The sequence below is a fragment of the Luteimonas yindakuii genome (assembly GCF_004803715.2).
Classification (GTDB): Bacteria; Pseudomonadota; Gammaproteobacteria; order Xanthomonadales; family Xanthomonadaceae; genus Luteimonas; species Luteimonas yindakuii.
This window is the reverse complement of record NZ_CP039383.2, coordinates 1,782,699-1,804,993: the sequence shown is the minus strand read 5'-3', so window position 1 is coordinate 1,804,993 and position 22,295 is coordinate 1,782,699. Positions and strand designations below refer to the sequence as shown.

Annotated in this window: 19 protein-coding genes and 2 tRNA genes; 7 read left to right on the top strand and 14 right to left on the bottom strand. The window is 69.6% G+C overall.

The features are described from left to right. Positions 1-91 precede the first annotated feature (91 nt). Positions 92-1,954 carry a methyl-accepting chemotaxis protein gene (locus E5843_RS08260; protein WP_166815948.1) on the top strand — a complete coding sequence of 621 codons (1,863 nt, stop codon included), beginning with the start codon at positions 92-94 and terminating at the stop codon, positions 1,952-1,954. An 18-nt stretch (positions 1,955-1,972) separates the two neighbouring features. Here E5843_RS08260 and E5843_RS08255 read toward each other — a convergent pair whose 3' ends face one another. From E5843_RS08255 to E5843_RS08230, 6 genes are all read right to left on the bottom strand, one after another. Then, on the bottom strand, positions 1,973-2,884 hold the full coding sequence (locus E5843_RS08255; RefSeq protein WP_136412370.1) for a DMT family transporter: 912 nt from the start codon (positions 2,882-2,884) through the stop codon (positions 1,973-1,975). Between the two features lie 116 nt (positions 2,885-3,000). Continuing rightward, entirely contained in the window at positions 3,001-4,056 is a 1,056-nt protein-coding gene (gene murB / locus E5843_RS08250; RefSeq protein WP_136412369.1) for a UDP-N-acetylmuramate dehydrogenase, read from the bottom strand. A gap of 7 nt (positions 4,057-4,063) precedes the next feature. Continuing rightward, positions 4,064-5,119 (bottom strand): quinone-dependent dihydroorotate dehydrogenase, encoded by a 1,056-nt coding sequence (locus tag E5843_RS08245; protein ID WP_134673540.1) that lies wholly within the window; start codon positions 5,117-5,119, stop codon positions 4,064-4,066. An 82-nt stretch (positions 5,120-5,201) separates the two neighbouring features. Continuing rightward, positions 5,202-5,483 carry a DUF4190 domain-containing protein gene (locus E5843_RS08240; RefSeq protein WP_134673539.1) on the bottom strand — a complete coding sequence of 94 codons (282 nt, stop codon included), beginning with the start codon at positions 5,481-5,483 and terminating at the stop codon, positions 5,202-5,204. A gap of 84 nt (positions 5,484-5,567) precedes the next feature. Further along, positions 5,568-7,103, bottom strand: coding sequence for an L-piperidine-6-carboxylate dehydrogenase (gene amaB / locus E5843_RS08235; RefSeq protein ID WP_134673538.1), 1,536 nt, complete (start codon positions 7,101-7,103; stop codon positions 5,568-5,570). An 82-nt stretch (positions 7,104-7,185) separates the two neighbouring features. After that, positions 7,186-7,262 (bottom strand) — tRNA-Arg (locus tag E5843_RS08230). Between the two features lie 122 nt (positions 7,263-7,384). Between E5843_RS08230 and E5843_RS08225 the strand changes: the two genes are divergently transcribed. Then, entirely contained in the window at positions 7,385-8,434 is a 1,050-nt protein-coding gene (locus E5843_RS08225) for an AI-2E family transporter (RefSeq protein WP_136412368.1), read from the top strand. 47 nt (positions 8,435-8,481) lie between these two features. Here the strand turns inward: E5843_RS08225 and E5843_RS08220 are convergent. Both E5843_RS08220 and rnd read right to left on the bottom strand, forming a co-directional pair. Further along, a tRNA-Ala gene (locus E5843_RS08220) sits at positions 8,482-8,557 on the bottom strand. Between the two features lie 24 nt (positions 8,558-8,581). Beyond that, on the bottom strand, positions 8,582-9,697 hold the full coding sequence (gene rnd / locus E5843_RS08215) for a ribonuclease D (protein ID WP_141065891.1): 1,116 nt from the start codon (positions 9,695-9,697) through the stop codon (positions 8,582-8,584). Between the two features lie 148 nt (positions 9,698-9,845). Here rnd and E5843_RS08210 point away from each other — a divergent pair, with 148 nt between their 5' ends. Continuing rightward, positions 9,846-11,693: an SUMF1/EgtB/PvdO family nonheme iron enzyme gene (locus E5843_RS08210; RefSeq protein WP_244240749.1), complete on the top strand. Its 1,848-nt coding sequence runs from the start codon at positions 9,846-9,848 to the stop codon at positions 11,691-11,693. 81 nt (positions 11,694-11,774) lie between these two features. After that, entirely contained in the window at positions 11,775-12,671 is an 897-nt protein-coding gene (locus E5843_RS08205) for a M48 family metallopeptidase (RefSeq protein ID WP_134673535.1), read from the top strand. 37 nt (positions 12,672-12,708) lie between these two features. On the opposite strand, the gene phbB (E5843_RS08200) is transcribed toward E5843_RS08205, so the two are convergent. From phbB (E5843_RS08200) to gluQRS, 4 genes are all read right to left on the bottom strand, one after another. Continuing rightward, positions 12,709-13,452 carry an acetoacetyl-CoA reductase gene (gene phbB / locus E5843_RS08200; RefSeq protein ID WP_141065890.1) on the bottom strand — a complete coding sequence of 248 codons (744 nt, stop codon included), beginning with the start codon at positions 13,450-13,452 and terminating at the stop codon, positions 12,709-12,711. 66 nt (positions 13,453-13,518) lie between these two features. Next, complete coding sequence (gene phaR / locus E5843_RS08195; RefSeq protein ID WP_136412367.1) at positions 13,519-14,010, bottom strand: polyhydroxyalkanoate synthesis repressor PhaR; 492 nt, start codon at positions 14,008-14,010, stop codon at positions 13,519-13,521. 101 nt (positions 14,011-14,111) lie between these two features. Next, the gene (phbB, locus tag E5843_RS08190; RefSeq protein WP_136412366.1) at positions 14,112-14,852 is read right to left on the bottom strand and encodes a beta-ketoacyl-ACP reductase; all 741 of its coding nucleotides are present in this window, start codon (positions 14,850-14,852) and stop codon (positions 14,112-14,114) included. Between the two features lie 42 nt (positions 14,853-14,894). Beyond that, positions 14,895-15,803, bottom strand: coding sequence for a tRNA glutamyl-Q(34) synthetase GluQRS (gene gluQRS, locus E5843_RS08185; protein WP_136412365.1), 909 nt, complete (start codon positions 15,801-15,803; stop codon positions 14,895-14,897). Positions 15,804-15,913: 110 nt separating this feature from the next. Between gluQRS and htpX the strand changes: the two genes are divergently transcribed. After that, positions 15,914-16,819: a protease HtpX gene (gene htpX, locus E5843_RS08180; protein WP_136412364.1), complete on the top strand. Its 906-nt coding sequence runs from the start codon at positions 15,914-15,916 to the stop codon at positions 16,817-16,819. Between the two features lie 59 nt (positions 16,820-16,878). Here htpX and E5843_RS08175 read toward each other — a convergent pair whose 3' ends face one another. Continuing rightward, on the bottom strand, positions 16,879-18,954 hold the full coding sequence (locus tag E5843_RS08175) for a GGDEF/EAL domain-containing response regulator (RefSeq protein ID WP_141065889.1): 2,076 nt from the start codon (positions 18,952-18,954) through the stop codon (positions 16,879-16,881). Positions 18,955-19,019: 65 nt separating this feature from the next. Beyond that, on the bottom strand, positions 19,020-20,000 hold the full coding sequence (gene epmB / locus E5843_RS08170; protein ID WP_244240748.1) for an EF-P beta-lysylation protein EpmB: 981 nt from the start codon (positions 19,998-20,000) through the stop codon (positions 19,020-19,022). Between the two features lie 104 nt (positions 20,001-20,104). Here epmB and efp point away from each other — a divergent pair, with 104 nt between their 5' ends. Together efp and E5843_RS08160 are read left to right on the top strand one after the other, a co-directional pair. Continuing rightward, entirely contained in the window at positions 20,105-20,671 is a 567-nt protein-coding gene (gene efp / locus E5843_RS08165; RefSeq protein WP_141065888.1) for an elongation factor P, read from the top strand. Positions 20,672-20,934: 263 nt separating this feature from the next. Beyond that, positions 20,935-22,272, top strand: coding sequence for a TRZ/ATZ family hydrolase (locus E5843_RS08160; RefSeq protein WP_134673526.1), 1,338 nt, complete (start codon positions 20,935-20,937; stop codon positions 22,270-22,272). Positions 22,273-22,295: the final 23 nt, after the last annotated feature.

The window sequence follows — 22,295 nt, the reverse complement described above, 5'->3', positions numbered from 1 at the left end:
CATCGGATGTCCCCGGATGCTTGCAGTCCCTTTCCTGTCGCGATCGTCGCGACGGCACGCTCCTGCTGTTGCCGCCACCCTGTACGACGCCATGCAGCATACCCACGCGGTTGCCGAACTGGCCGGCGATGGCAGCGTGCTGCGGACCAGCACGGCCTATCGAGCACTGCTTGGTTGCGGCGACGACGACATGCGTGGTCGCCATCATCGCGAGCTCCTGGCCTCGCACGGCTTCGAGCAGGACGGGTACGACCCATGGCAGGCGCTGGTGGGCGGAGGCAATGCTTCCGGCCGGGTGCGTCGCATCGCGGCCGACGGTCGCGAACAGTGGCTCGAGTCCACCTTCATCGCGATGCCCGCCAATGCAGGCGTCGCGCCGCGGGTTGTCGAGCTGGTCCGCGACATCAGCGCAGGGAAGTCCGACGAGTTCGATCTGGCTGCGCAATACCAGGCGCTGGACCGTTCCATGGCCGTGATCGAGTTCGCGCTCGACGGCACGATCCTGCGCGCCAACGCCAATTTCCTGGCGACGATGGGCTACGCCGCCGACGAGGTCGTCGGCAGGCACCACTCGATGTTCGTCGACCGCCAGGACGCTGCCGGCGCGGACTACCGCGCGTTCTGGGACGCGCTCAACGCGGGCGAATTCCGCTCCGGCCAATTCCGGCGCCGCGCGCGCAACGGCCGTGATGTCTGGATCGAGGCCAGCTACAACCCGATCCTCGACGCCGCCGGCCGGCCCCGCAAGGTGGTCAAGTTCGCCACCGACGTGACCGCGCAGCGCAATCGGACCGCCGACCACGAGGGCCAGATCACCGCGTTGCACAAGGTGCAGGCGGTGATCGAGTTCGAACTCGACGGCACCATCCGCGGCGCCAACGCCAACTTCCTGCGCGCGGTCGGCTACAGCGAGGCGGACGTCGTCGGCCGCCATCACTCGATGTTCGTCGATCGTTCCGAAAGCGCCTCGGTGGCGTACCGCGTGTTCTGGGAGAAGCTCGGCCGTGGCGAGGCCGATGCCGGCCGCTACCGGCGCATCCGTCGCGACGGCGGCGACCTGTGGCTGCAGGCCAGCTACAACCCGGTCCTCGACGCGGCCGGCAGACCCTACCGGATCGTCAAGTACTGCACCGACATCACCGGCGAGGTCGAACAGGCGAGGGCACTCGAGGCGCTGCTCGAGCGCGTACAGGCGTTCTCGGAATCCATCCACGCCGGTGCGCGCGACATCGCATCCGGCAACGGTGCGCTGTCCGCGCGCACGGAGCAGCAGGCAGCCTCGCTGCGCGGCACGGCGGCGACCATGGAGCAGCTGGCGTCGGCGATCGCGGTAACCGCGTCGAACGCGGATGCGGCATTCGCGCTGACCGGCAGCGCCAACCAGGCCGCCGATGGCGGCGCGGTGGCGGTCGGGCGCGTCACCGAGGCCATGCGCGACATCGCCGCCAGTGGCCGCAAGGTCGGCGAGATCGTCGGCGTCATCGACACCATCGCGTTCCAGACCAACCTGCTGGCGCTCAATGCCGCGGTCGAGGCCGCGCATGCCGGCGAGCGCGGACGCGGGTTCGCGGTGGTGGCCAGCGAGGTCCGCGCATTGGCGCAGCGTTGCGCGGCATCGGCCAGGGAGATCGGCACCAACCTTGCGGCAGCCAACGCCGCGATCGAGGCGGGCGCGGGGCGCGTCCATCAGGCGGGCGATGCGATGCGCCAGATCTCCGACGCGGTGGCACGCACCAGCGCGATGATGGGCGACATCTCCGCGGCCACCCGCGCGCAGACGCTCGGCGTCGAACAGGTCAACGCGGCGCTGCGTGGGATGGAGGAAGGAACGCGCGAGAACGCGGGACTGGTCGAACGGACCGCCACCGCGTCGGCGCAGCTGGAACTGGTGGCCGCGGGCCTGCAGGGTGAGGTCGCCAACTTCGGTGCGCCGGCGCACGCGACCGCCGGATGACCGGGCGCCGGTGCCCGGCTACTCGCCCGGCTTGGCCGCCTCCACCGGGGCGGTCGTTGCCGAGCGTTGCGACAGGCGCGCTTCGCGATGCGCGATGTAGGCATTCGCGGCGAGGATGATCGCGGCGCCGGCGGCGGTCCAGCGGTCGACGGTCTGGTCGAACAGCACCCATCCGAACAGCGCGACCACCGGCAGCTGCATGAAGCTGATCGGCGTCAGTGCCGACACCTCGCCGATCTTCAGCGCACGCGTCCACAGCATGTGGCCACCGGTCCCCAGTACGCCGGCGGCGACCACCCACAGCCAGACGATGCCCTGCGGCCATTCCCAGACCGCCAGTGCGGGCAGGAACGACATCGGCACCCAGAACAGCGTGGTCCAGATCACGATGCGGTCGGCGGGTTCGGTGCGTGACAGTTGCTTGATCTGGATGGCGACGACACCGCTGAGCACCGCCGCCGCCACGGCCACCAGCATGCCCGGCGTGAACTCGCCGGTGCCTGGCCGCAGGATCACCAGCACGCCGATGAAGCCGAGTGCGACCGCGGTCCAGCGGCGTGCACGCACGGTTTCGCCGAGGAACAGCACCGCCGCGATGGTCACGAAGATCGGCGTCGAGTACGACAGCGACACCGCCTGCGCCAGCGGCAGGTTGCCGATGGCCCAGAAGCCGCAGAACATCGAACCCACGCCGATCAGGCAGCGCACCACGTAGCGCGGCAGCTGCTCGGTACGCAGGAAGGCGAGGCCGCGTCCGGGCCGCAGCAGCAGCGGTAGCGCGGCCATCAGGCCGAAGAAGTTGCGGAAGAACGCGATCTCGAACGTGTGCAGGCTTTCCGAGGCCAGGCGGATCGCGATGACCATCAGCGCGAACAGCATGGTGCTGCCGAGCATCAGGAGGGCGGCGCGCGCGGGCGTGGACAGCGGCATGGCGGGACGGCTCCTTCTGCTCGCGACTCAACCCGGACCGGTACGGGCCGTGGTCGCCGCGGATGATCGCCGATGGCGCGGCAGGAGGTGATGCGCGTGCGGGTCCGCCTGCCTGTTCACGCCGGCCAGGCCGCGCCGACGATGCGTGGTTCCGGCTCCAGCGCGACGCCGAAGCGCGCCCGCACCGAATCGCGGATGCGCACGGCGAGTTCGAGCAGCTGCAGTCCGCTGGCGTCGCCGTGGTTCACCAGCACCAGCGCATGGCCCGCCGATACGCCGGCATCGCCGTCGCGATGGCCCTTCCAGCCACAGGCCTCGATCAGCCATGCGGCCGACAGTTTGCGGCGGCCGGGGTCGCCGGCGGGATACAACGGCAGGTCGGGGTGGTCGGCCAGCAGCGCCTGTGCCTGCACGGTGGCGACCAGCGGGTTCTTGAAGAAGCTGCCGGCATTGCCGATGCGGGCAGGGTCGGGCAGCTTGCGCCGGCGCAGGCGGATCACTGCCTCGCCCACGTCGGCCGGCGAGGGCGTGGTGATGCCCATCGCGGCAAGTTCCTCGCCGAGTCCCGCATAGCCCAGGCGCGGCTGCGCGTGCCGTGACAGCGCGAACTCCACCGCGGTGACGATCTCGCGGTCCGGTGCGCGCTTGAAGCGGCTGTCGCGGTAGGCGAAGGCGCAGGCGTCGTGGTCGAGCCGTGCCAGTGCGCCGTCGTCGCGATTGAACGCCTCGACCACGACGATGCGCTCGCCCACCTCGACGCCGTAGGCGCCGATGTTCTGGATCGGCGCGGCGCCGACCGTGCCGGGGATCAGCGCGAGATTCTCCAGCCCGCCGAGCCCCTGCGCCAGCGACCACATCACCAGCGCGTGCCATTCGACGCCGGCTTCGGCGCGCACCCGCACATGCGTGGGATCGGTGTCGTCGACGATGTCGATCCGCTGCCCGCACAGGCGCAGCAGGGTGCGGTCGGGATCGCCGGCGAACAGCAGGTTGCTGCCGCCGCCGAGCACCATCGCCGGCGTCGCGGCGTCGCCGAGCAGGCCGGATGCAAGCAGCCTGGGCAGGGCGTCGGCATCGGCCACCTCGACCAGCCGCGGGGCGCAGGCGTCGATGCCGAAGGTGTTCAGGCTGCGCAGCGGCACGCGCTGCAGCACACGGTGGCCGTGGGTCATCGTGCTCTCAGGCCGGGGGCAGGTTGCCGATGCTCGGGGCTTCCTTGCGCCGGCGGATTGCCGCCGCGCATTCGTGCACGAGCGCAGGACCGCGATAGACGAGACCCGTATAGAGCTGCACCAGCGATGCCCCGGCCGCGACCTTCTTCACCGCGTCGGCGCCGGTCATGATCCCGCCGACGCCGACCAGGGGGATCGAATCCGGCAGCCGCGTGCGCAGCATGCGCAGTACCGCGGTGGCCTTGTTCATCAGCGGCTCGCCGGACAGGCCGCCGGTCTCGCGGGCCAGCGCATGCTGCTGCACCGCGATGCGCGACACCGTGGTGTTGGTGGCGATCACGCCGTCCACCTGCAGTTCGCGCAGCACGCGGGCGGCGGCGTCGATGTCGTCGTCGGACAGGTCGGGCGCCACCTTCACCAGCATCGGTACCCGGCGGCCATGCTGCGCGCCGAAGCGCTCCTGGGCCTCGCGCAGGGTGCCGACCAGGCGTCGCAACGACTGCTCCTCCTGCAGTTCGCGCAGGCCCGCGGTATTGGGCGAGGAGATGTTGACGGTGATGTAGTCGGCCAGCGGATACACCCGCTCCATGCAGTACAGGTAGTCGTCGACCGCGGACTCGTTCGGGGTGTCCTTGTTCTTGCCGATGTTGATGCCCAGCAGGCCGCCCTGGCGCTTCGCACGCGACACGTTGGCGACCAGCGCCTCGACGCCGCCGTTGTTGAAGCCCAGCCGGTTGATGACCGCGTTGTGCTCCGGCAGCCGGAACATGCGCGGCTGCGGGTTGCCCGCCTGCGGCTTCGGCGTGACGGTGCCGACTTCGACGAAGCCGAAGCCCAGCGTGAGCAGTGCGTCGATGTGTTCGCCGTTCTTGTCGAGGCCCGCGGCGAGGCCGACCGGATTCGGAAAGCGCAGCCCGAACGCCGGCGTCGGCAGCGGTTTCACCTTGCGTGCGACCAGGCCGGTGGTGCCGGTCCGGTACGCCATGTCCAGCGCCGCGAGCCCCAGCCCATGCGCGCGTTCCGCATCGAAGGAGAACAGCAGGCGGCGGCCAAGCGGATACATGCGGCTCAGCGCTCCTGGGGCCGCGTGCGGGCGCGCGCGGAGGTGTCGAGGGTCGGCAGTGCGCGGAAGGTGGTCGGCACGGTCATGCCCACGCGGAGAGCCACGCCAGGCCGCCGAACACCAGCAGCATCAGCGCCACCAGCACGATGCCCAGCACGATGCCGAGCCATCCCAGCACCAGGCCGGCAATCGCCAGTCCGTCGCCTTCCAGGGTCTGCGGTGTGCGGCGGATCTCCGCACGCGCGATATGGCCGGTGACCACGGCCACGATCGCGCCGAGGCCGGGCAGCAGCGTCCAGCCGAGGATCCCGAACACCAGGCTCAGAACGGCCAGCACACTGGTCTGGCGGGGCATTGCATCCATGTCCGGCTCCTGCGGCGTGGCGGCCCGGGGAGGGCCGCCGTGGCCGTATCGTACTTCGGCTTGCGGCGGCCACCCCGGGTGCGGTCAGAGGTCGAACTTGATCCCCTGTGCCAGCGGCAGGTTGTTGGAGTAATTGATGGTGTTGGTCTGCCGGCGCATGTAGGCCCTCCAGGCGTCGGAGCCCGACTCACGGCCACCACCGGTTTCCTTCTCGCCGCCGAAGGCGCCGCCGATCTCCGCACCCGAGGTGCCGATGTTGACGTTGGCGATGCCGCAGTCCGAGCCCCAGGCGGACAGGAACTGCTCGGCCGAACGCAGGTCGGTGGTGAAGATCGACGACGACAGGCCCTGCGGCACGTCGTTCTGCATCGCGATCGCCTCGTTGAGGTCGCTGTACTTCATCACGTAGAGGATCGGCGCGAAGGTTTCGGTCTGCACCACCTCGGCATCGTTGGCGAGGCCGGTGATGATCGTGGGCAGCACGAAGTTGCCCTTGCGATCGGTCAGCGCCTTGCCGCCGGTGGCGACGGTGCCGCCGGATGCCTTGGCCTTCTCGATCGCGTCCAGGTAGGCCTGCACCGCGTCGGCGCTGTTGAGCGGGCCCATCAGGTTGGCGGGGTCGGTCGGATCGCCGATCTTCTTCTCCACCTGGCCGTAGGCCGACACCAGCTTCTCCAGCACGTCGTCATGGATCGACTCGTGGATGAAGACGCGGCGGGTGGTGGTGCAGCGCTGGCCGGCAGTGCCGACCGCGCCGAACACGATCGCCGGGATCGCCAGCTTCAGGTCGGCGGAAGCCTCCACGATCATCGCGTTGTTGCCGCCGAGCTCGAGCAGCGAACGGCCCATGCGGCGCGCGACGCGTTCGCCGACCTGGCGGCCGACCTTCGTGGAACCGGTGAAGCTGATCATCGCCACGCGCCGGTCGTCGACCATGCGCTCGGCCAGCGCGTTGTCGGTGTCGTTGAACAGGAAGAACAGGTCGGGGAAGCCGCCTTCGCGCAGCGCCTCGTTGCAGATGCGCATCGACGCGACCGCCGACAGCGGGGTCTTGCCCGACGGCTTCCAGATCGAGATGTCACCGCAGACCGCGGCCACGAACGAGTTCCAGGCCCACACCGCGACCGGGAAGTTGAACGCCGAGATGATCCCGACGATGCCCAGCGGATGCCACTGCTCGTACATGCGGTGGCCGGGGCGCTCGGAATGCATGGTCAGGCCGTAGAGCTGGCGCGACAGGCCAACGGCGAACTCGCCGATGTCGATCATCTCCTGCACTTCGCCGTCGCCTTCCGGCTTGGACTTGCCCATCTCCAGCGCGACCAGCGAGCCGAGCGCGTCCTTGTGCGTGCGCAGTGCTTCTGCGCAGAGGCGGATCGCCTCGCCACGGCGCGGGGCCGGCGTCCTGCGCCAGACCTTGAAGGCCTCCTGCGCGCGCGCAACGATCGTTTCGTACTGCTCGGGCGTGGTCGCGCTCACCCGTGCCAGCACGTCCCCGGTGGTGGGGTTGGTCGGCGACAGGGTGCCGGCGCCATCGCCCGTGGCCCATTCGCCGCCGCCGAGGAAGGTGCCGGATTCGCTTTCGCCGAGGCCGAGCGCGCTGAGGACGGGATGGGTCATGGAGTACTCCTGGAACGGGACATGGGGACACACGGCGCCAGGCAAGGCTGACGCGACGGCAGGATGCCGATGCGGATGGTGCTGGTGCCCCCGGCGCGATTCGAACGCACGACCTTCCCCTTAGGAGGGGGACGCTCTATCCAGCTGAGCTACGGGGGCTGCGCGGCGATTTTCTCACGCCCGGCCCATTTGCCCAAGCCGCAGCGTCCACGGCGTTTGCACGCCGCCTGTGGCCAGTTGGTCGCAACGCTGCCTGCAACAGCGCTGGATGCCACTTGCTGATGACGACCGATCTGCTCGACTACACCCGCAAGGTGATCATCTTCGTGGCCATCGTCGGCCTCGCGTTCGTCATTGCCAGGCTGTCGCATGTGCTGGTGCTGGTGTTCGGCGGCGTCGTGCTCGCGGCGGTATTGCTGACGTTGACCGGCCTGCTGCGCCGGCTGCTGCCAGTGCCGCACGGTGCCGCGCTGGCGGTGGTGCTGGTGCTGCTGATCGGTGGCCTGTCGATGCTGCTGGCGCTGTTCGGTACCCAGGCGGCGGGCGAGCTGGCCACGCTGATCGAGACCATGCCGGCGGCGGCACAGTCCTTCCAGGACTGGGTCGACACCACCCGCCTGGGCCCGATCATCCACGAACAGATCGACGCGCTGCGCGGCAATGTCAGCCGTCTGGTCGGAACGGCCGGGGCGATGGCGATGTCCCTGACCAGCGGCCTGCTGGAAGTGTTCCTGGTGCTCGTTGGCGGCATCTACATGGCCGCGCAGCCGCAGCTCTACCGCAAGGGCCTGCTGAAGCTGGTGCCGCGCCCGGTGCGCCTGACCACGGGCGAAGCGCTGGACGCCAGCGGGCGCGCGCTGCAGCTGTGGCTCGGCGGGCAGCTGGTCGCGATGCTGCTGGTGGGTGCGCTGACCGGCATCGCCCTGTGGATGCTGGGCGTGCCGGCGGCGTTCGCGCTCGCGCTGATCGCCTTCCTGCTCGACTTCGTGCCGATCATCGGCCCGATCGTGGCGGCCGTGCCCGGCGTCCTGCTTGGGTTCACCGTCAGCCCGAAGATCGGCCTGGCCACGCTGGCGGCATATATCGTCATCCAGCAGATCGAGAGCAACATCATCCAGCCGCTGATCCAGCAACGCGCGGTCGAGCTGCCACCGGCACTGCTGCTGTTCGCCCTGTTCGCCTTCGGCGCGCTGTACGGGCTGCCGGGCCTGCTGCTGGCCGCGCCGCTGACGGTGTTCGTCTACGTGCTGGTCAAGAAGCTCTACGTACGCGAGCTGCTGGATACGGAGACATCGGTGCCCGGCGAACCGGACGAGGGCAGCAGAGGCTGAAAAACAAAGGGCCCGGATCATGCGAACCGGGCCCTTCAGGGAGTTTGTGGTGGAGCCAGGGAGGATCGAACTCCCGACCTCGTCGTTGCGAACGACGCGCTCTCCCAGCTGAGCTATGACCCCACGGAAAACTTCAGCGACGGGCCATTATACGGAGCGGCTGGCGGCCGGCAAGGCGTCGCCGAGCAGCGGCGACAGCACCGGTTCGAGCTGTGCCCGCCGCCAGCCCGACAGCGCCTGCGGCCATTCGCCACGCTCCAGCAGCGCCTCCAGCCAGCGCCGCGACGCCAGCACGCCATCAGGCAGGCCGAGCTCCGCCGAGCGCGCGGCCACCGCATCCTGCAACCGCTTGAGGGCCTTGCGATCGACCTCCTCGGTGCGCGGGGGCGGCGCGTCGCCCTCGTCGGCCAGGGGAGTGTCCAGTGCCTGCTGGATCTGTGTCGCGAGCTTGCGCGGCGACTTCGGATGCCGGTCGAGCACGCGCTGCAGTTCGGCGGCGTCGCCCGGCGGGTCGCGGGCGAGCAGGGTGGCGAGGTCGTTGTCGAGCACCCAGTTGCGTGGACGGTCGCGCTCGCGGGCGAACTGCTCGCGCCAGCGCAGCAGGCGCAGCAGCCGGTGCTGCGCCGCGGGTTCCAGGTGCTGCGCCGCGCGCAACGACAGGTGCGGCCAGCGCTCGCCCTCGTCGTGGTCGGCCAGGCGCACCTGCCGGGCACAGTCCGCATCGAGCCACGCGCGGCGACCCAGCGCGGCCAGGCGCGCGTCGAGGTCCCGGTGCAATGCCGCGAGGTGGCGCACGTCGTCGGCGGCGTAGGCGAGCTGCGATTCGGACAGTGGGCGGCGCATCCAGTCCGAGCGCGTCTCGCCCTTGGGCAGGGCCTCCCCGTTGATCTCCTGCACCAGCTTCTGGTAGCCCAGGCCGGCGGCGATCCCGGCCATCGCCGCGGCGACCTGGGTATCGAACAGCGGCGTCGGCACCGCATCGCAGGCGTGCTTGAAGGCGATCAGGTCCTCGCCCGCGCTGTGCATCACCTTGAGCACCGCGGGGTCGAGCAGCAGCGGCCGCAGCGCGTCGGTCATGCCGGGGACGAGCGGGTCGACCAGCAGGATGTCGCCGTCGATCGCCAGCTGCACCAGCGCCAGTTGCGGCCAGTAGGTGCGCTCGCGGATGAATTCCGTATCCAGGCCGACGCTGGCTGGCGGATCGGCGAGGCGGGCGGTCAGGGTCTGTGGATCGTCGATCCACTGGATTCGGGGTTCAGGCATCGCGCCAGTGTAGGCCCTGAGGCGCATCTGCACGCGTGCCTGCAGGGACGCGGGAGATACTGCATGGCCCGTGACGTGCGATTGACCGCACCGCGGGCGCACCCTACCGTCCGCCGTCGTAAACCCCGCCAGGCCCCCGGAGCCCCGCTTGCGTCGTCGCCGCGTCCTTGTGATTCCACTGTTGCTGCTGGTGTGTGCCGCGTGCGCGCGCGACGCGGACACGCCACCCGCGGACGAGGCGGCGTCGCCGTCGGCGTCGGGCAGCGTCACCATCAGCGCGGACGAGGCGGGCGCGGCGGCATTGAGCTGGCAGCGCCCGCGGGTGGCGCTGGCGGAGGACGAGGAGGAGGTCGTACAGGCGCGCGCGCGTGCCGCCGAGGCGCTCGACACCGGCGACCTCTACGAAGGCGAGGACGCCGCGATCCCGCTCTACCTGGCACTGGTCGAGCGCGATCCCGACGACCGTGACGCCCGCCGTGGCCTCGATACCGCGCGCACGCGGCTGTTCGCGCTGGGCGACGAGGCGCTGGCCGGCAGCGGCGACGATCCCGATGCGCTGCGCAACGCCCACCGTGTCGCCGCCGTCGCGCGCGATGTCTGGCCGGGCGACGAGCACACCCAGGCCTACCTGCAGCGGCTCGACCGTGCCGACCGGTTGTGGGAACTCAACCGCACCGCGGAGGCCGACCTGGCGCAGGACCGGCTTGGCGAATCCGGCGAGGGCGCCTTGCCGAAACTGCGCGAGGCGCTGGAACTCGCACCCGGGCAGCCGCGCGCGATGCAGAACCTCGCCGCGGTCGAGAGCGCGCTGATCCGGCGCGCCGAAACGGCCGCCGTCAACGGCGATTTCGACAGCGCGGAGCAATGGCTCGGGCACGCCGGGCTGCTGCGCCCCGATATGGAAACCGTGCCCGATGCACGCGAGCGCATTTCGCGCATGCGCACGCTGCGCATCTCCCGCCTGCGCGACGAGGGCGTCGCGGCGTTGGCCGGGGACGATGGCATTGCCCAGGCGCGCGCACGGCTGGCAGAACTGCTGCGCATCGCCGAGCCGGGCGACCCGGCCGCAGTGGACCTGCGCGAGCGCATCGACCTGGCCGTGCACTACGGCCTGTTCCGCCCCGGCCAGGTGTTCACCGATGCGCTGGGCAGTGGCGGCCGCGGACCGCGCATGGTGGTGGTCCCGCATGGCGCCTTCACCATGGGCGCGCCGGAAGGCGAGCCCGGGTCGAGCGATGCCGAGCGCCCGCAGCGCAATGTCCGCTTCGAGCGCGGCTTCGCGATGGCGGTCACCGAGGTGACCGTCGGCGATTACCGGCGCTTCGTGAATGCCACCGGCTACCAGACGCGTTCGGCGCGGCGCGGTTTCTCCATGGTCTACGACGAACGCAGCGGCAATTTCATCCGCCGCAGCAACGTCGACTGGCGGCACGACCATCTTGGCGGGGCTGCGACCGACAACGCGCCGGTCCTGCATGTCAGCGCGGTGGATGCGACGGCATATGCCGACTGGCTGTCGGAGCAGGGCGGCCAGCGCTACCGGCTGCCCAGCGAAGCGGAGTTCGAATACGCGTTGCGCGCCGGTACCGAAACCGCGTTCGCGTGGGGCGATGCGGGCGACATCCCGGAGGGCGTCGCCAACCTGACCGGTGGCGAGGACCGGTCGCCGTCGGGTCGGCATTGGAGCAATGCGTTCCGCGGCTACGGTGACGGTTACTGGGGCCCGGCGCCCGCGGCGAGCTTCGCCGCCAACCGCTGGGGCGTGCACGATCTCGCCGGCAACGTCAGCGAGTGGGTCGCCGACTGCTGGCACGAGAACTACCGCCGGGCACCGACCGACGCCACGCCGTGGGTGAATCCAGGCTGCCGCACCCATGTCATCCGCGGTGGTTCCTGGGCCAGCGCGCCCGAACAGGCGCGTTCGGCGTGGCGCGCGCCAGCGCAGCGCGACACCACCAACGCACGCCTGGGCTTCCGCGTCGTGCGCGAACTCTGACCGTCCCGACGCCGTCACCACATCTTGCGCCGGCGGCGTGATACATCAGCCCGCAGCACGTGCCCAGGACGAGAGAAACGCATGCGACAGGACCCGTTTTCCCGCCAGTCGGACCCGCGCCGCCGCAGCCGCCGAGGCGGCGGCCTGCGCCTGTGGATCCTGCTGCTGTTCGCCGGTTACGGCGTCTACTACTACTTCTCCAACCAGGTCGAGGATCCCGTCACCGGGCAGAAGGTGCTGATCGACCGCAGCCTGTCGGCCGATGACGAGAAGGCGCTCGGCCTGGAGGCCTACCAGCAGATCCTGCAGCAGGAGCGACCGGTCGATCCTTCGCTGCCCATCGCTCGCGAGGTGCAGTCGATCGCCGATCGCCTGATCGCCAAGGTCGACGTGGTGGAAGCCGCTCTGGCCGCCGAGCACGGCATGCAGCCGACACGGTTCTCGCAGAGCTTCGACTGGGAGGTCAGCGTGATCGAGTCCGACCAGGCCAACGCCTTCTGCCTGCCCGGCGGCAAGATGGCGGTCTATACCGGCCTGGTGCCGGTGGCGCAGAACGAGGATGCGATGGCCGTGGTGATGGGCCATGAGATCGCCCATGCGCTGCTACGCCATGGCGCGCAACGCATGGCCCAACAAAGGTTGAGCCAGGTCGGGCAGATGGCCGGCGCGATGAGCGGCATGGACCCGCAACAGCAGCAGATGGTGATGGCGGCGATGGGCTATGGCTACCTGCTGCCCTACGCGCGCAAGCACGAAACCGAGGCCGACGAGGTCGGATTGATGCTGGCCGCCGCGGCCTGTTTCGATCCACGCGAGGCTGTGCCGCTGTGGGAGCGCATGGGCGAAGCATCGGGCGGGCAGGCGCAACCGGAGTTCTCGTCGACACACCCGAACCCGGGCACGCGCATCCAGAACCTGCAGTCGATGATGCCGCGCGCGCTCGAGTACCGGGAACGCTTCTGCGAACAGGCGATGTAGCGGTGCAACGTGCGCGGCCTCCGGACCGCGCAGCGTTTCAGAAGCTCATGAACAGGCCGCCGTTGACCGGCAGGTTGGCGCCGGTGATGAAGCCGGATTCCTCCGCCGCGAGGAATGCCACCGCACGCGCGATCTCGCCGGGTTCGCCCAGGCGGCCGACCGGCACCTTGCTGACGATGTCCTCGCGGATCGCTTCCGGCATCGCCGCCACCAGCGCGGTCGCGCAGTAACCCGGCGACACCGTATTGACGGTCACGCCCTTGCGCGCGACCTCGCGTGCCAGCGCCATGGTGAAACCGTGCATGCCGGCCTTGGCCGCGGAGTAGTTGGTCTGCCCGAACTGGCCCGTCTGGCCGTTCACCGAGGCGAGGTTGACGATGCGCCCGAAGCCGCGCGCCACCATGCCGTCCACCGCATGCCGGCACAGGTTGAAGACGCTGCCGAGGTTGACGTCGATCACGGCGTCCCACTGCACGCGATCCATCCTGCGCAGGGTGGTGTCGCGGGTGATGCCGGCGTTGTTGACGACGATATCGAGCGTGCCGTGGCGGGATTCGACTTCGGCGACGAAGGCCGCGCAGGCGTCGAAGTCGGACACGTCGAGCACCGCCGATTCCGCGTCCAGTCCCTGCATGGCCTGCTCGAACGCGGCACGGCGCTCGGGCGGACCCTCGAGGTCGGCGGCGATGACACGGCAACCGGCCTGCGCCAGCTGTCGACAGATGGCGGTGCCGATGCCGCCCAGGCCGCCGGTCACGACGGCCACGCGTTGTGGACTCATGCAATCAACTCGGGATCGAACGCACGCCGGCCTGATGCGGCGCGCGTTGTAACGGGATGGCGCGGCTCAGCGGCCGCGCTTGTCGTCGGGCTTGTCCTGGCCGGTGCCGGGCGCGCGGCCAACGCTGCCGACCAGGTTCTTCTGGAAGTCCTGCCACATTTCCAGGTTGCGCTCGGTGAGCTTGTTCATCATCGTCCACGGCGTCTGCCCGAGCAGTCCGCTCACCTGCTGGCGGAACTGGGTCTGCTGGTCGAGGAAGACCTGCATCGACCGCTCCAGATACGTGGCCATGAAACCCTGCAGCGGATCGCCGTAGAAACGGATGATCTGGCTGAGCAGCTGGGTGGAGAGGATCGGCTGACCCTCCTGCTCGTGCTCGGCGATGATCTGCAGCAACACCTGCCGGGTCAGGTCCTGTCCACTCTTGGCGTCGCGGACCTCGAAGTTCTCGCCATCCACGATCAGCTGGCGGACATCCTCGATCGTGATGTAGCTGGAAATCTCGGTGTCGTAGAGCCGGCGGTTCGGATACTTCTTGATGATGCGGAGGTCGCTCATGGGACCCTGTGGCCTGGCCGTGTTGCCACGCAGCATGGCCCAGCGCGTGGACCGGCGCAACCGACCACGCGTACGCGCGCCGGTTGCGCAGGCGTGCGCGATCACCAGCCCATGTACTGCCCGCCGTTGGCGGAAAGGTTGGCGCCGGTGATCCAGGCTGCTTCCTCCGGCAGGAAGAACGCCACCGCATAGGCGATCTCCTCGGGCGTGCCGAGGCGGCCGGTCGGAATCTGCGCAACGATCTTCTCGCGCACGGCCTCGGGCACCGCCATCACCATGTCGGTGCCGATATAGCCGGGCGACACCGTGTTGACGGTGATGCCGAAGCGCGCATTTTCCTGTGCCAGCGAGATGGTGAAGCCATGCATGCCGGCCTTTGCCGCTGCGTAGTTGGCCTGGCCGTACTGGCCCTTCTGCCCGTTGATCGAGCTGATCTGCACGATGCGGCCCCACTTGCGCTCGCGCATGCCTTCGATCACCGGCCGGGTGACGTTGAACACCGAGTTGAGGTTGGTGTCGATGACTTCGCGCCACTGCTGCGGGCTCATCTTGTGGAACGTCGTGTCGCGGGTGATGCCGGCGTTGTTGACGAGGATGTCCACCGGACCCAGCTCGCGCTCGACCTGCCGGACCATCGCCTCGCACTGCTCGGGCGAGGCGACGTCGCCCTGCGCAAGCACCACCTCATAGCCGGCGGAGCGCATGCGCTCCTGCCAGTCGCGTGCGCGACCCTCGTCGCGGTAGTTGGTGGCCACCCGATGCCCGGCGTCGTGCAGACGCTTGCAGATGGCAGTGCCGATACCGCCGGTTCCCCCGGTCACCAGGGCGACTCTTGCCGTCATCTCGTTTCTCCTTTGCCACAGGGGCGTGGGTGCGAGCCGATTCTAGGGCGCGTCCATGCCACCCGCGTTGTGCGATGCGGCGAGCGGGCCACGCGGCACCCGGGACGGATCGAAGGCCGTGGCCGCCATCGCCAGCCAGTGCTGCGGATCCCCGGTGGACGTGGCGAGCGCATGCTGGCCGAGCCGTTGCCACGCGCACGCCAAGGCCGCGACCGGATCGCGGTCGTCGAAGGGCAGGGCGTCCAGCGACTTCGACAGCTTGTGGCCGCGCGCATCGAGCAGCAGCGGCAGGTGCGCGTAGTGGGGGGTCGGCAGCCCGAGCCGTTGCTGCAATAGGATCTGGCGCGCGGTCGAGCCCAACAGGTCGGCGCCGCGCACGACGTCTGTCATGCCCTGCGCGGCGTCGTCGACGACCACCGCCAGCTGGTAGGCCCAGAAGCCATCGGCGCGGCGCAGCACGACATCGCCCGTGGTGGCATGCACGTCTTCGGCGACGTGGCCCTGGATGGCATCGTCGAAAGCGATATGGGTCCCCTCCGGGACGCGCAGCCGGATCGAAGGATCGCGCCGGCGCGCACCGGCAACGCAGCGGCGGTGGATGCCGTCGTGCGCGGCGAGGGCGCTCCGGCTGCAATGGCAGACGAAGGCGTCGCCCTGGTCGAGCAGGCGTTCCAGTGCCTGTGCGTACAGTGCGCCGCGCGTGCTCTGCCGCGCCACGGGCCCATCCGGATGCAGGCCCAGGCGGTGGAGACCGCGCAGCTGCGCATCGGCGGCGCCGGCGACCTCGCGTGGCGGGTCGATATCCTCGATGCGCACGTGCCACTCCCCACCGGCGCGGCGTGCGAACAGCCAGCTGCCAAGCGCGGCGAGCAGTGAACCCGCGTGGAGGGGTCCGGTCGGCGATGGCGCGAAGCGGCCGCGCGGCGGTGACGATGGGTGGGTGGGATGCATGCGTGTCGGGACAACCGTGGCTGACCGGTCCACTTGAATTCCTGCGGGCTGGCATTATGTCGGCAGCAACGCGGCCCGCGGTCGCGACACCCGAACTGGAACCAGCCCCGATGTTCAGCCGTATCGCCCTCTTCCTTGCAACCAACCTCGCCGTGCTCGCGCTTGTCAGCGTCGTCATGGCCATCTTCGGCATCGATCCGGCCACCAATGCGGGCCTGTTGATGTTCGCGGCGGTGTTCGGCTTCGGTGGCGCCTTCGTGTCGCTGGCGCTGTCGAAGTGGACCGCCAAGCGCAGCACCGGCGCGCACGTCATCACCCAGCCCGCCAACGAGAGCGAGCGCTGGCTGGTGGAGACCGTGCGCCGGCAGGCCGAGCAGGCCGGCATCGGCATGCCCGAAGTGGCGATCTATGACGCGCCGGAAATCAACGCCTTCGCCACCGGCGCCAGCCGCAACAACGCGCTGGTGGCGGTGTCGACCGGACTGTTGCGTTCGATGACCCGGGACGAGGCCGAGGCCGTGCTCGGCCATGAAGTCGCCCACGTCGCCAATGGCGACATGGTGACCATGGCCCTGCTGCAGGGCGTGCTCAACACCTTCGTGATCTTCCTGGCCCGCGTGGTCGGGCGCGCGGTCGACGGCTACCTCAGCGGCGGTCGCGACAACAGCGGCGGTGGGCTGGCGTACTTCGCCATCGTGTTCGTGCTGGACATGATCTTCGGCCTGTTCGCAAGCATGATCGCGATGTGGTTCTCGCGTCGCCGCGAGTTCCGCGCCGACGTCGGTGGCGCGCAGCTCGCCGGCCGGCAGAAGATGCTTGCCGCGCTCGAACGCCTGGGCCAGACCTACGGCCACAACACGCTGCCCAAGCAGATCGCCGCGTTCGGCATCAGCGGCGCGCTGGGTCACGGCCTGAAGCGTCTGCTGATGAGCCATCCGCCGCTGGAGGAGCGTATCCAGAGCCTGCGCAACGCCGACCTCGGCGAAAGCGACGGCGCCCGCCAGCGCGCGTTCTGACCTGCGTCCCGAACCAGGAAAAGCCCGCCGGATGGCGGGCTTTTTCGTTGCACGACCGATTATTCGAAGTCGTAGTTCATCTGCGGCCCCGGTTCGGCGAGGAACATGCCCTGCACGTAGTCGATGCCTGCCGAGAACAGGATCGACATGCTGGACGCGTCCTGCACCGACTCGGCGATGGTGCGGATGCCGAGCTCGCGGGCCTTGTTGGCGATCTCGCTGACCCGCCGCTGGTTGTCGGGGTTCTGCGTCAGCTCCTCGGTGAAGCTGCGGTCGAGCTTGAGCAGGTGCGGCTGCAGGTGCGCGAGCAGCTGGAACGAATCCAGGCCCACGCCGAAGTGCTCCAGCGCCAGCCGGCAGTCGTAGCGGCCGATCGCGGCGGCGAAGTCGCGGGTCGCCTTGAGGTGGGTGAACACCTTGGCCTCGGGCAGCTCCAGCACCAGGTACTCGCCCGGCACCTCGTGCTTCGTCAGCTGCTCGCCGATGTAGCGCACCAGGCTGTCGTCATGCAGCGAGGCCTGGCTGATCTTCACCAGCAGCGTGGTCGGCCTGCCGGCGCGCATGCGCTCGCCGATCCGCGCGATCGCCTGCCCGACCACGTGGTGGTCGATCTCCCACAACAGCCCGTGTTCCTCGGCGATGTGGAGGAAGGTCAACGGCGGGATGAGCTCGCCGTCGCCGGCATCGAGCCGCAGCAGCGTCTCGTACATCGCCCCGGTCTCGCCCTGCAGGTTGATCACCGGCTGGTAATGCAGCACGAAGCTGTCGCGGTCCAGGGCGTCGCGCAGCCGCTCGACCCAGGCCTGCATATGTTCCTCTTCCGCGCGGTCGGCCGCCGCCGGGTCGAAGATCTCGTAGCGGTTGCCACCCACCGCCAGCGACGACACCACGCCGGCATCGGCCTTGGCCAGCACCTGGCTGATGCTGGCGATCTTCTCGCCGATCTGCACGCCGCCGATGCTGGCGGTGACCACGCTGGAATGGGTGCCGATCTGGAACACGTCGGCGGTGAACGCGGCGAGGATCTTCTCGGCCAGGGCCACGGTGCGGGCGTGGTCGGCATCGCGCAGCAGCACCGCCAGCCGGTGCTCGGCGTAGCGCGCGGCCACCGCGTGGTCGCCGATCACCGCGCGCACGCGCTCGGCCAGGGCGGCCAGCATGTCGTCGGCCGAGTCCAGCCCGATCTCCTGCAGCAGGCGCTGGTAATGGTCGGGCTCGATCAGCAGCAGGCCGTGCTGGTGGTTGTCGGCGGCGGACCCCGCGACCGCGTCCTCGAGCAGGCGCAGGAACGTGGGACGGTTGAGCAGGCCGGTGACCTGGTCGCGCTTGCGCAGTTCCTCCACCTGGCGGGCCAGCTCCGGGTCGACCTCGGCGCGGCGGAAGATCACCTGCAGGCAGGGCTCGCCTTCGTACTGGGCAGGCGTGAACTCCATCGTGGCCGGGAAGGCATTGCCCTCGATGTCGCGCGCTTCCAGCTCGTAGTGCGGCGGTGGCGGCTCGCCCTTCGACAGGCCCTTCAGCAGCTGCTTGAAGTCTTCGACGTGCTGGGGGCCGACCATGTCCAGCAGCGACATTCCCTCGACGTCCTCGAACTCCTCGTAGCCGAACATTTCGAGGTAGGCCGCGTTGGCCCGGATATGCATGCCTTCGTGGACGTAGGCGATCGGTTCGCGCGAGGAATCGATCAGCGCATCGCAGCGGCGCTCGGTCTCGCGCACACGCGCCTCGAGCCGGCGCAGCGACCGCCGCGCCTCGAGGTCTGCCCACTCGCTGCGCACCAGCGACAGCAGCACCTGCGGTTTGTGGCGCGGCACGATCCGCCGCGCGCCGAGGGCGAGCGCATCGAGGAAGCCGGCCTCGTCGATGCTCTCGACCACCGCCATCAGCGGAATGTCCTTGCCGGTGGCCAGCACCCGCTGGGCGACCTCGGCCAGGGGCAGGGCGCCGGGGCGCTGGGCCGCGAGCACGAGATCGATCGGTTGGCCGCCGAGGGTCGCGTCGAGTTCCTCGAAAGTGGCCGGCCGCAATGGCCGGACGGCGATGCCCGCGTTGCGCAGGCCGCTGACGATCGCCTCGGCGTCCTCGACGCTGTCGTCGACGATCACCAGGCGCAGCGCGTTGTCCTGTCTTGCCATGCGTCCCTCCCCGGAAGCCCGAGGTTTATGCCACGGCCCGCCATGCGACGTCCATCGGTGCAGCGTCAGAGCGGGCGTTTGGAGCCATCACCCGCGACTTCGCGCACCAGCCGGGGTACCAGGTAACCCGGCAGGTGGTCGCGCAGCGCGGCGTGCAATGCCAGGGCGCGCGCGTCGTCGACCTCGAAGTGCGCGGCGCCGGCCACGCGATCCAGCTGGTGCAGGTAGTAGGGCAGCACGCCCGCCTCGAAGCCGCGCTCGCTCAGCGTGGCCAGGGCGTCCAGCGAATCGTTGACCCCGCGCAGCAGGACCGCCTGGTTGAGCAGGGTGGCGCCGGTGGCGCGCAGCCGCGCCATCGCCGTATCGACGTCGGTGTCGAACTCGTTGCTGTGGTTGGCATGGACGACGATCGTCACCGGCCAGGGCAGGGCGGCGAGCCAGGCGACCAGCTCGTCGTCGACACGCTCGGGCAGGACCACCGGCAGCCGCGTGTGGATGCGCAGGCGCCTCAGGTGCGCGAACGGGGCCAGCGCGCGGGTGAGTTCGGCAAGCTTGGTGGTGGCCAGCGACAGCGGGTCGCCGCCGGACAGGATCACCTCGTCGATACCCGGATCCGCGGCGATCGCGGAGACCGCATCACGCCAGCCGCCGGCCGCGGCGGTTTCCTCGGCATAGGGGAAATGACGGCGGAAGCAGTAACGGCAGTGCACCGCGCAGCTGCCGGTGGCGACCAGCAGGGCGCGGCCGCGGTACTTGCGGATCAGGCCACGACCGGCGCGGGCGGCGCCGTCGCCGACCGCATCCAGGTCGAACCCGGGTGCCGGGCGCAGTTCGTCATCCAGCGGCAGCACCTGACGCAGCAGGGGGTCGGCGGGATCGCCATGGCGCATGCGCGCCACGAAGCCGCGCGGCACCCGCAGCGGGAACTGCGCGCAGGCGGCGTCCGGCACGCGGGCGGCCAGCGCGTCCAGGCCGAGCAGGCCGAGCAGTTCGCGCGGATCGCGGACAGCGTCGCGCCAGGCCAACTGCCAGCGGCGCGGCTGCATGGAAAGGGAGGCTGCAGGTATCATGTCGGGCTCAGCGCGGCGCAGGTCGGCCGGGCGCAAACCGACATTCTATCTCCCGCGCAGGCGGGACCGCAGGAGCAGAGATGGCCAGCTACGGCATGAACGACGTCAAGAACGGGATGAAGATCCTGGTCAACAATGAGCCCGCGATCATCACCGACACCGAATACGTGAAGCCGGGCAAGGGCCAGGCGTTCACCCGGGTCAAGTACCGCATGATCAAGTCCGGCCGCGTGCAGGAAGTCACCATGAAGGCGACCGACTCGGTGGACGCCGCCGACGTCGTCGATACGGACATGCGCTACCTGTATGCCGATGGCGAGTACTGGCATTTCATGGATCCCGACAACTTCGAGCAGGTGCAGTCGGACAAGGCCGGCATGGGCGGCGCGGAAAAGTGGCTCAAGGGCGAGGAGGATTGCGTGGTGACGCTGTGGAACGGCACCCCGATCGCGGTGCAGCCGCCGAACTTCGTCGAGCTCAAGATCACCGAGACCGATCCTGGCGTGCGCGGCGACACCTCGGGCGGCGGCGGCAAGCCGGCGACCCTGGAAACCGGGGCGGTGGTGCGCGTGCCGCTGTTCGTCGGCCAGGACGAAGTGATCAAGGTGGACACCCGTTCCGGCGAGTACGTCAGCCGCGTCAAGTGACTGATCCGCAGCGACCGCGCAGCGGTGCGTAGCGGATCCGTCATCCCCGCGGAGGCGGGGCTCTCGACAGCCGTATGGCTGGTGATCCAGTGGCTTGACCGTTACGTTCGCAGCGATCGCGCAGCGTGCGTAGCGGATCAGGTCATCCCCGCGAACGCGGGGATCCAAGGACGTCGATTCCGGATCCCCACCTGACCCGATGTCATCGTCCATCGGTTCCTGCCTTTGCCGGGAACGATGGACCGCAAGTGGCGAGAACACCCATGACCCAGCCCACCCCCGAACGCGTCGACCTCCTGATCGAAGCCGGCTGGGTGGTGCCGGTCGAGCCGCATGGAGTGGTGCTCGAAGACCACGCCGTCGCCGTCCGCGACGGCGCCATCGTGGCGCTGCTGCCGATCGCCGAGGCGCGGGCGCGCTTCGAGGCGGCCGCGACGGTATCGCGCCCGGACGCCGCGCTGATGCCCGGTCTGGTCAACGCCCACACCCACAACCCGATGACGCTGCTGCGCGGCGTGGCCGATGACCTGCCGCTCAAGACCTGGCTGCAGGACCACATCTGGCCGATCGAAGCCGCGGTGATCGGCCCGGAGTTCGTCGCCGACGGGGTGACGCTGGCGATCGCCGAGATGCTTCGCGGTGGCACCACCTGCGTCAACGAGAACTATTTCTTTCCCGACGTGCAGGCCGCGGTCTACAAGCAGCACGGCTTCCGCGCCCGCGTCGGCCTGCCGGTGATCGACTTCCCGACCGCGTGGGCGAAGAGCGACGACGAATACTTCGCCCGTGCCGGCGAGGTGCACGACCAGTGGCGGGATGACCCGCTGGTCAGCACCGCGTTCGCGCCGCATGCCCCGTACACGGTGAGCGACGCCAATTTCGAACGCGTGCGGATGCTGTCCGACCAGCTCGACGTGCCAGTGCATCTGCACCTGCACGAGACCGCGCAGGAAGTGCAGCAGTCGCTGGATGAGCACGGGCAGCGTCCGATCGCGCGTCTCGACCGGCTGGGGCTGTTCAACGACCGCCTGATCGCGGTGCACATGACCCAACTCACCGAAGCCGAGATCCACCTGTGCCGCGAGCGTGGCGTCAGCGTCGTGCATTGCCCGGAATCCAACCTCAAGCTGGCCTCGGGGTTCTGCCCGGCCTGCGCGCTGGAGCGCGCGGGGGTGAACCTGGCGATCGGCACCGACGGCTGCGCCAGCAACAACGACCTCGACATGTTCGGTGAGACCCGCACCGCGGCGATCCTCGCCAAGGCGGTCGCGCAGGATGCCTCCGCGCTGGATGCCGCCACCGCATTGCGCGCGGCGACGCTGGGCGGCGCGCGTGCGATCGGGCTCGACCACCTGGTCGGTTCGATCGAACCCGGCAAGCAGGCGGACCTGGTCTGCGTGGACCTGTCCGCACTGGAAACCCAGCCCCTGCATCACGTGCACTCGCAGCTGGTCTACGCTACCGGCCGCCACCAGGTCAGCGATGTGTGGATTGCCGGGCGTGCGCGCCTGCGCTCCCGCGAGCTGGTGGATATCGACGCCGCGGCGCTGATCGCCAACGCGCGCCAGTGGCGCACCCGCATCGCCGCCCTCGGGCGCTGAGGCCGATGCAGCCGAGGAGTCCT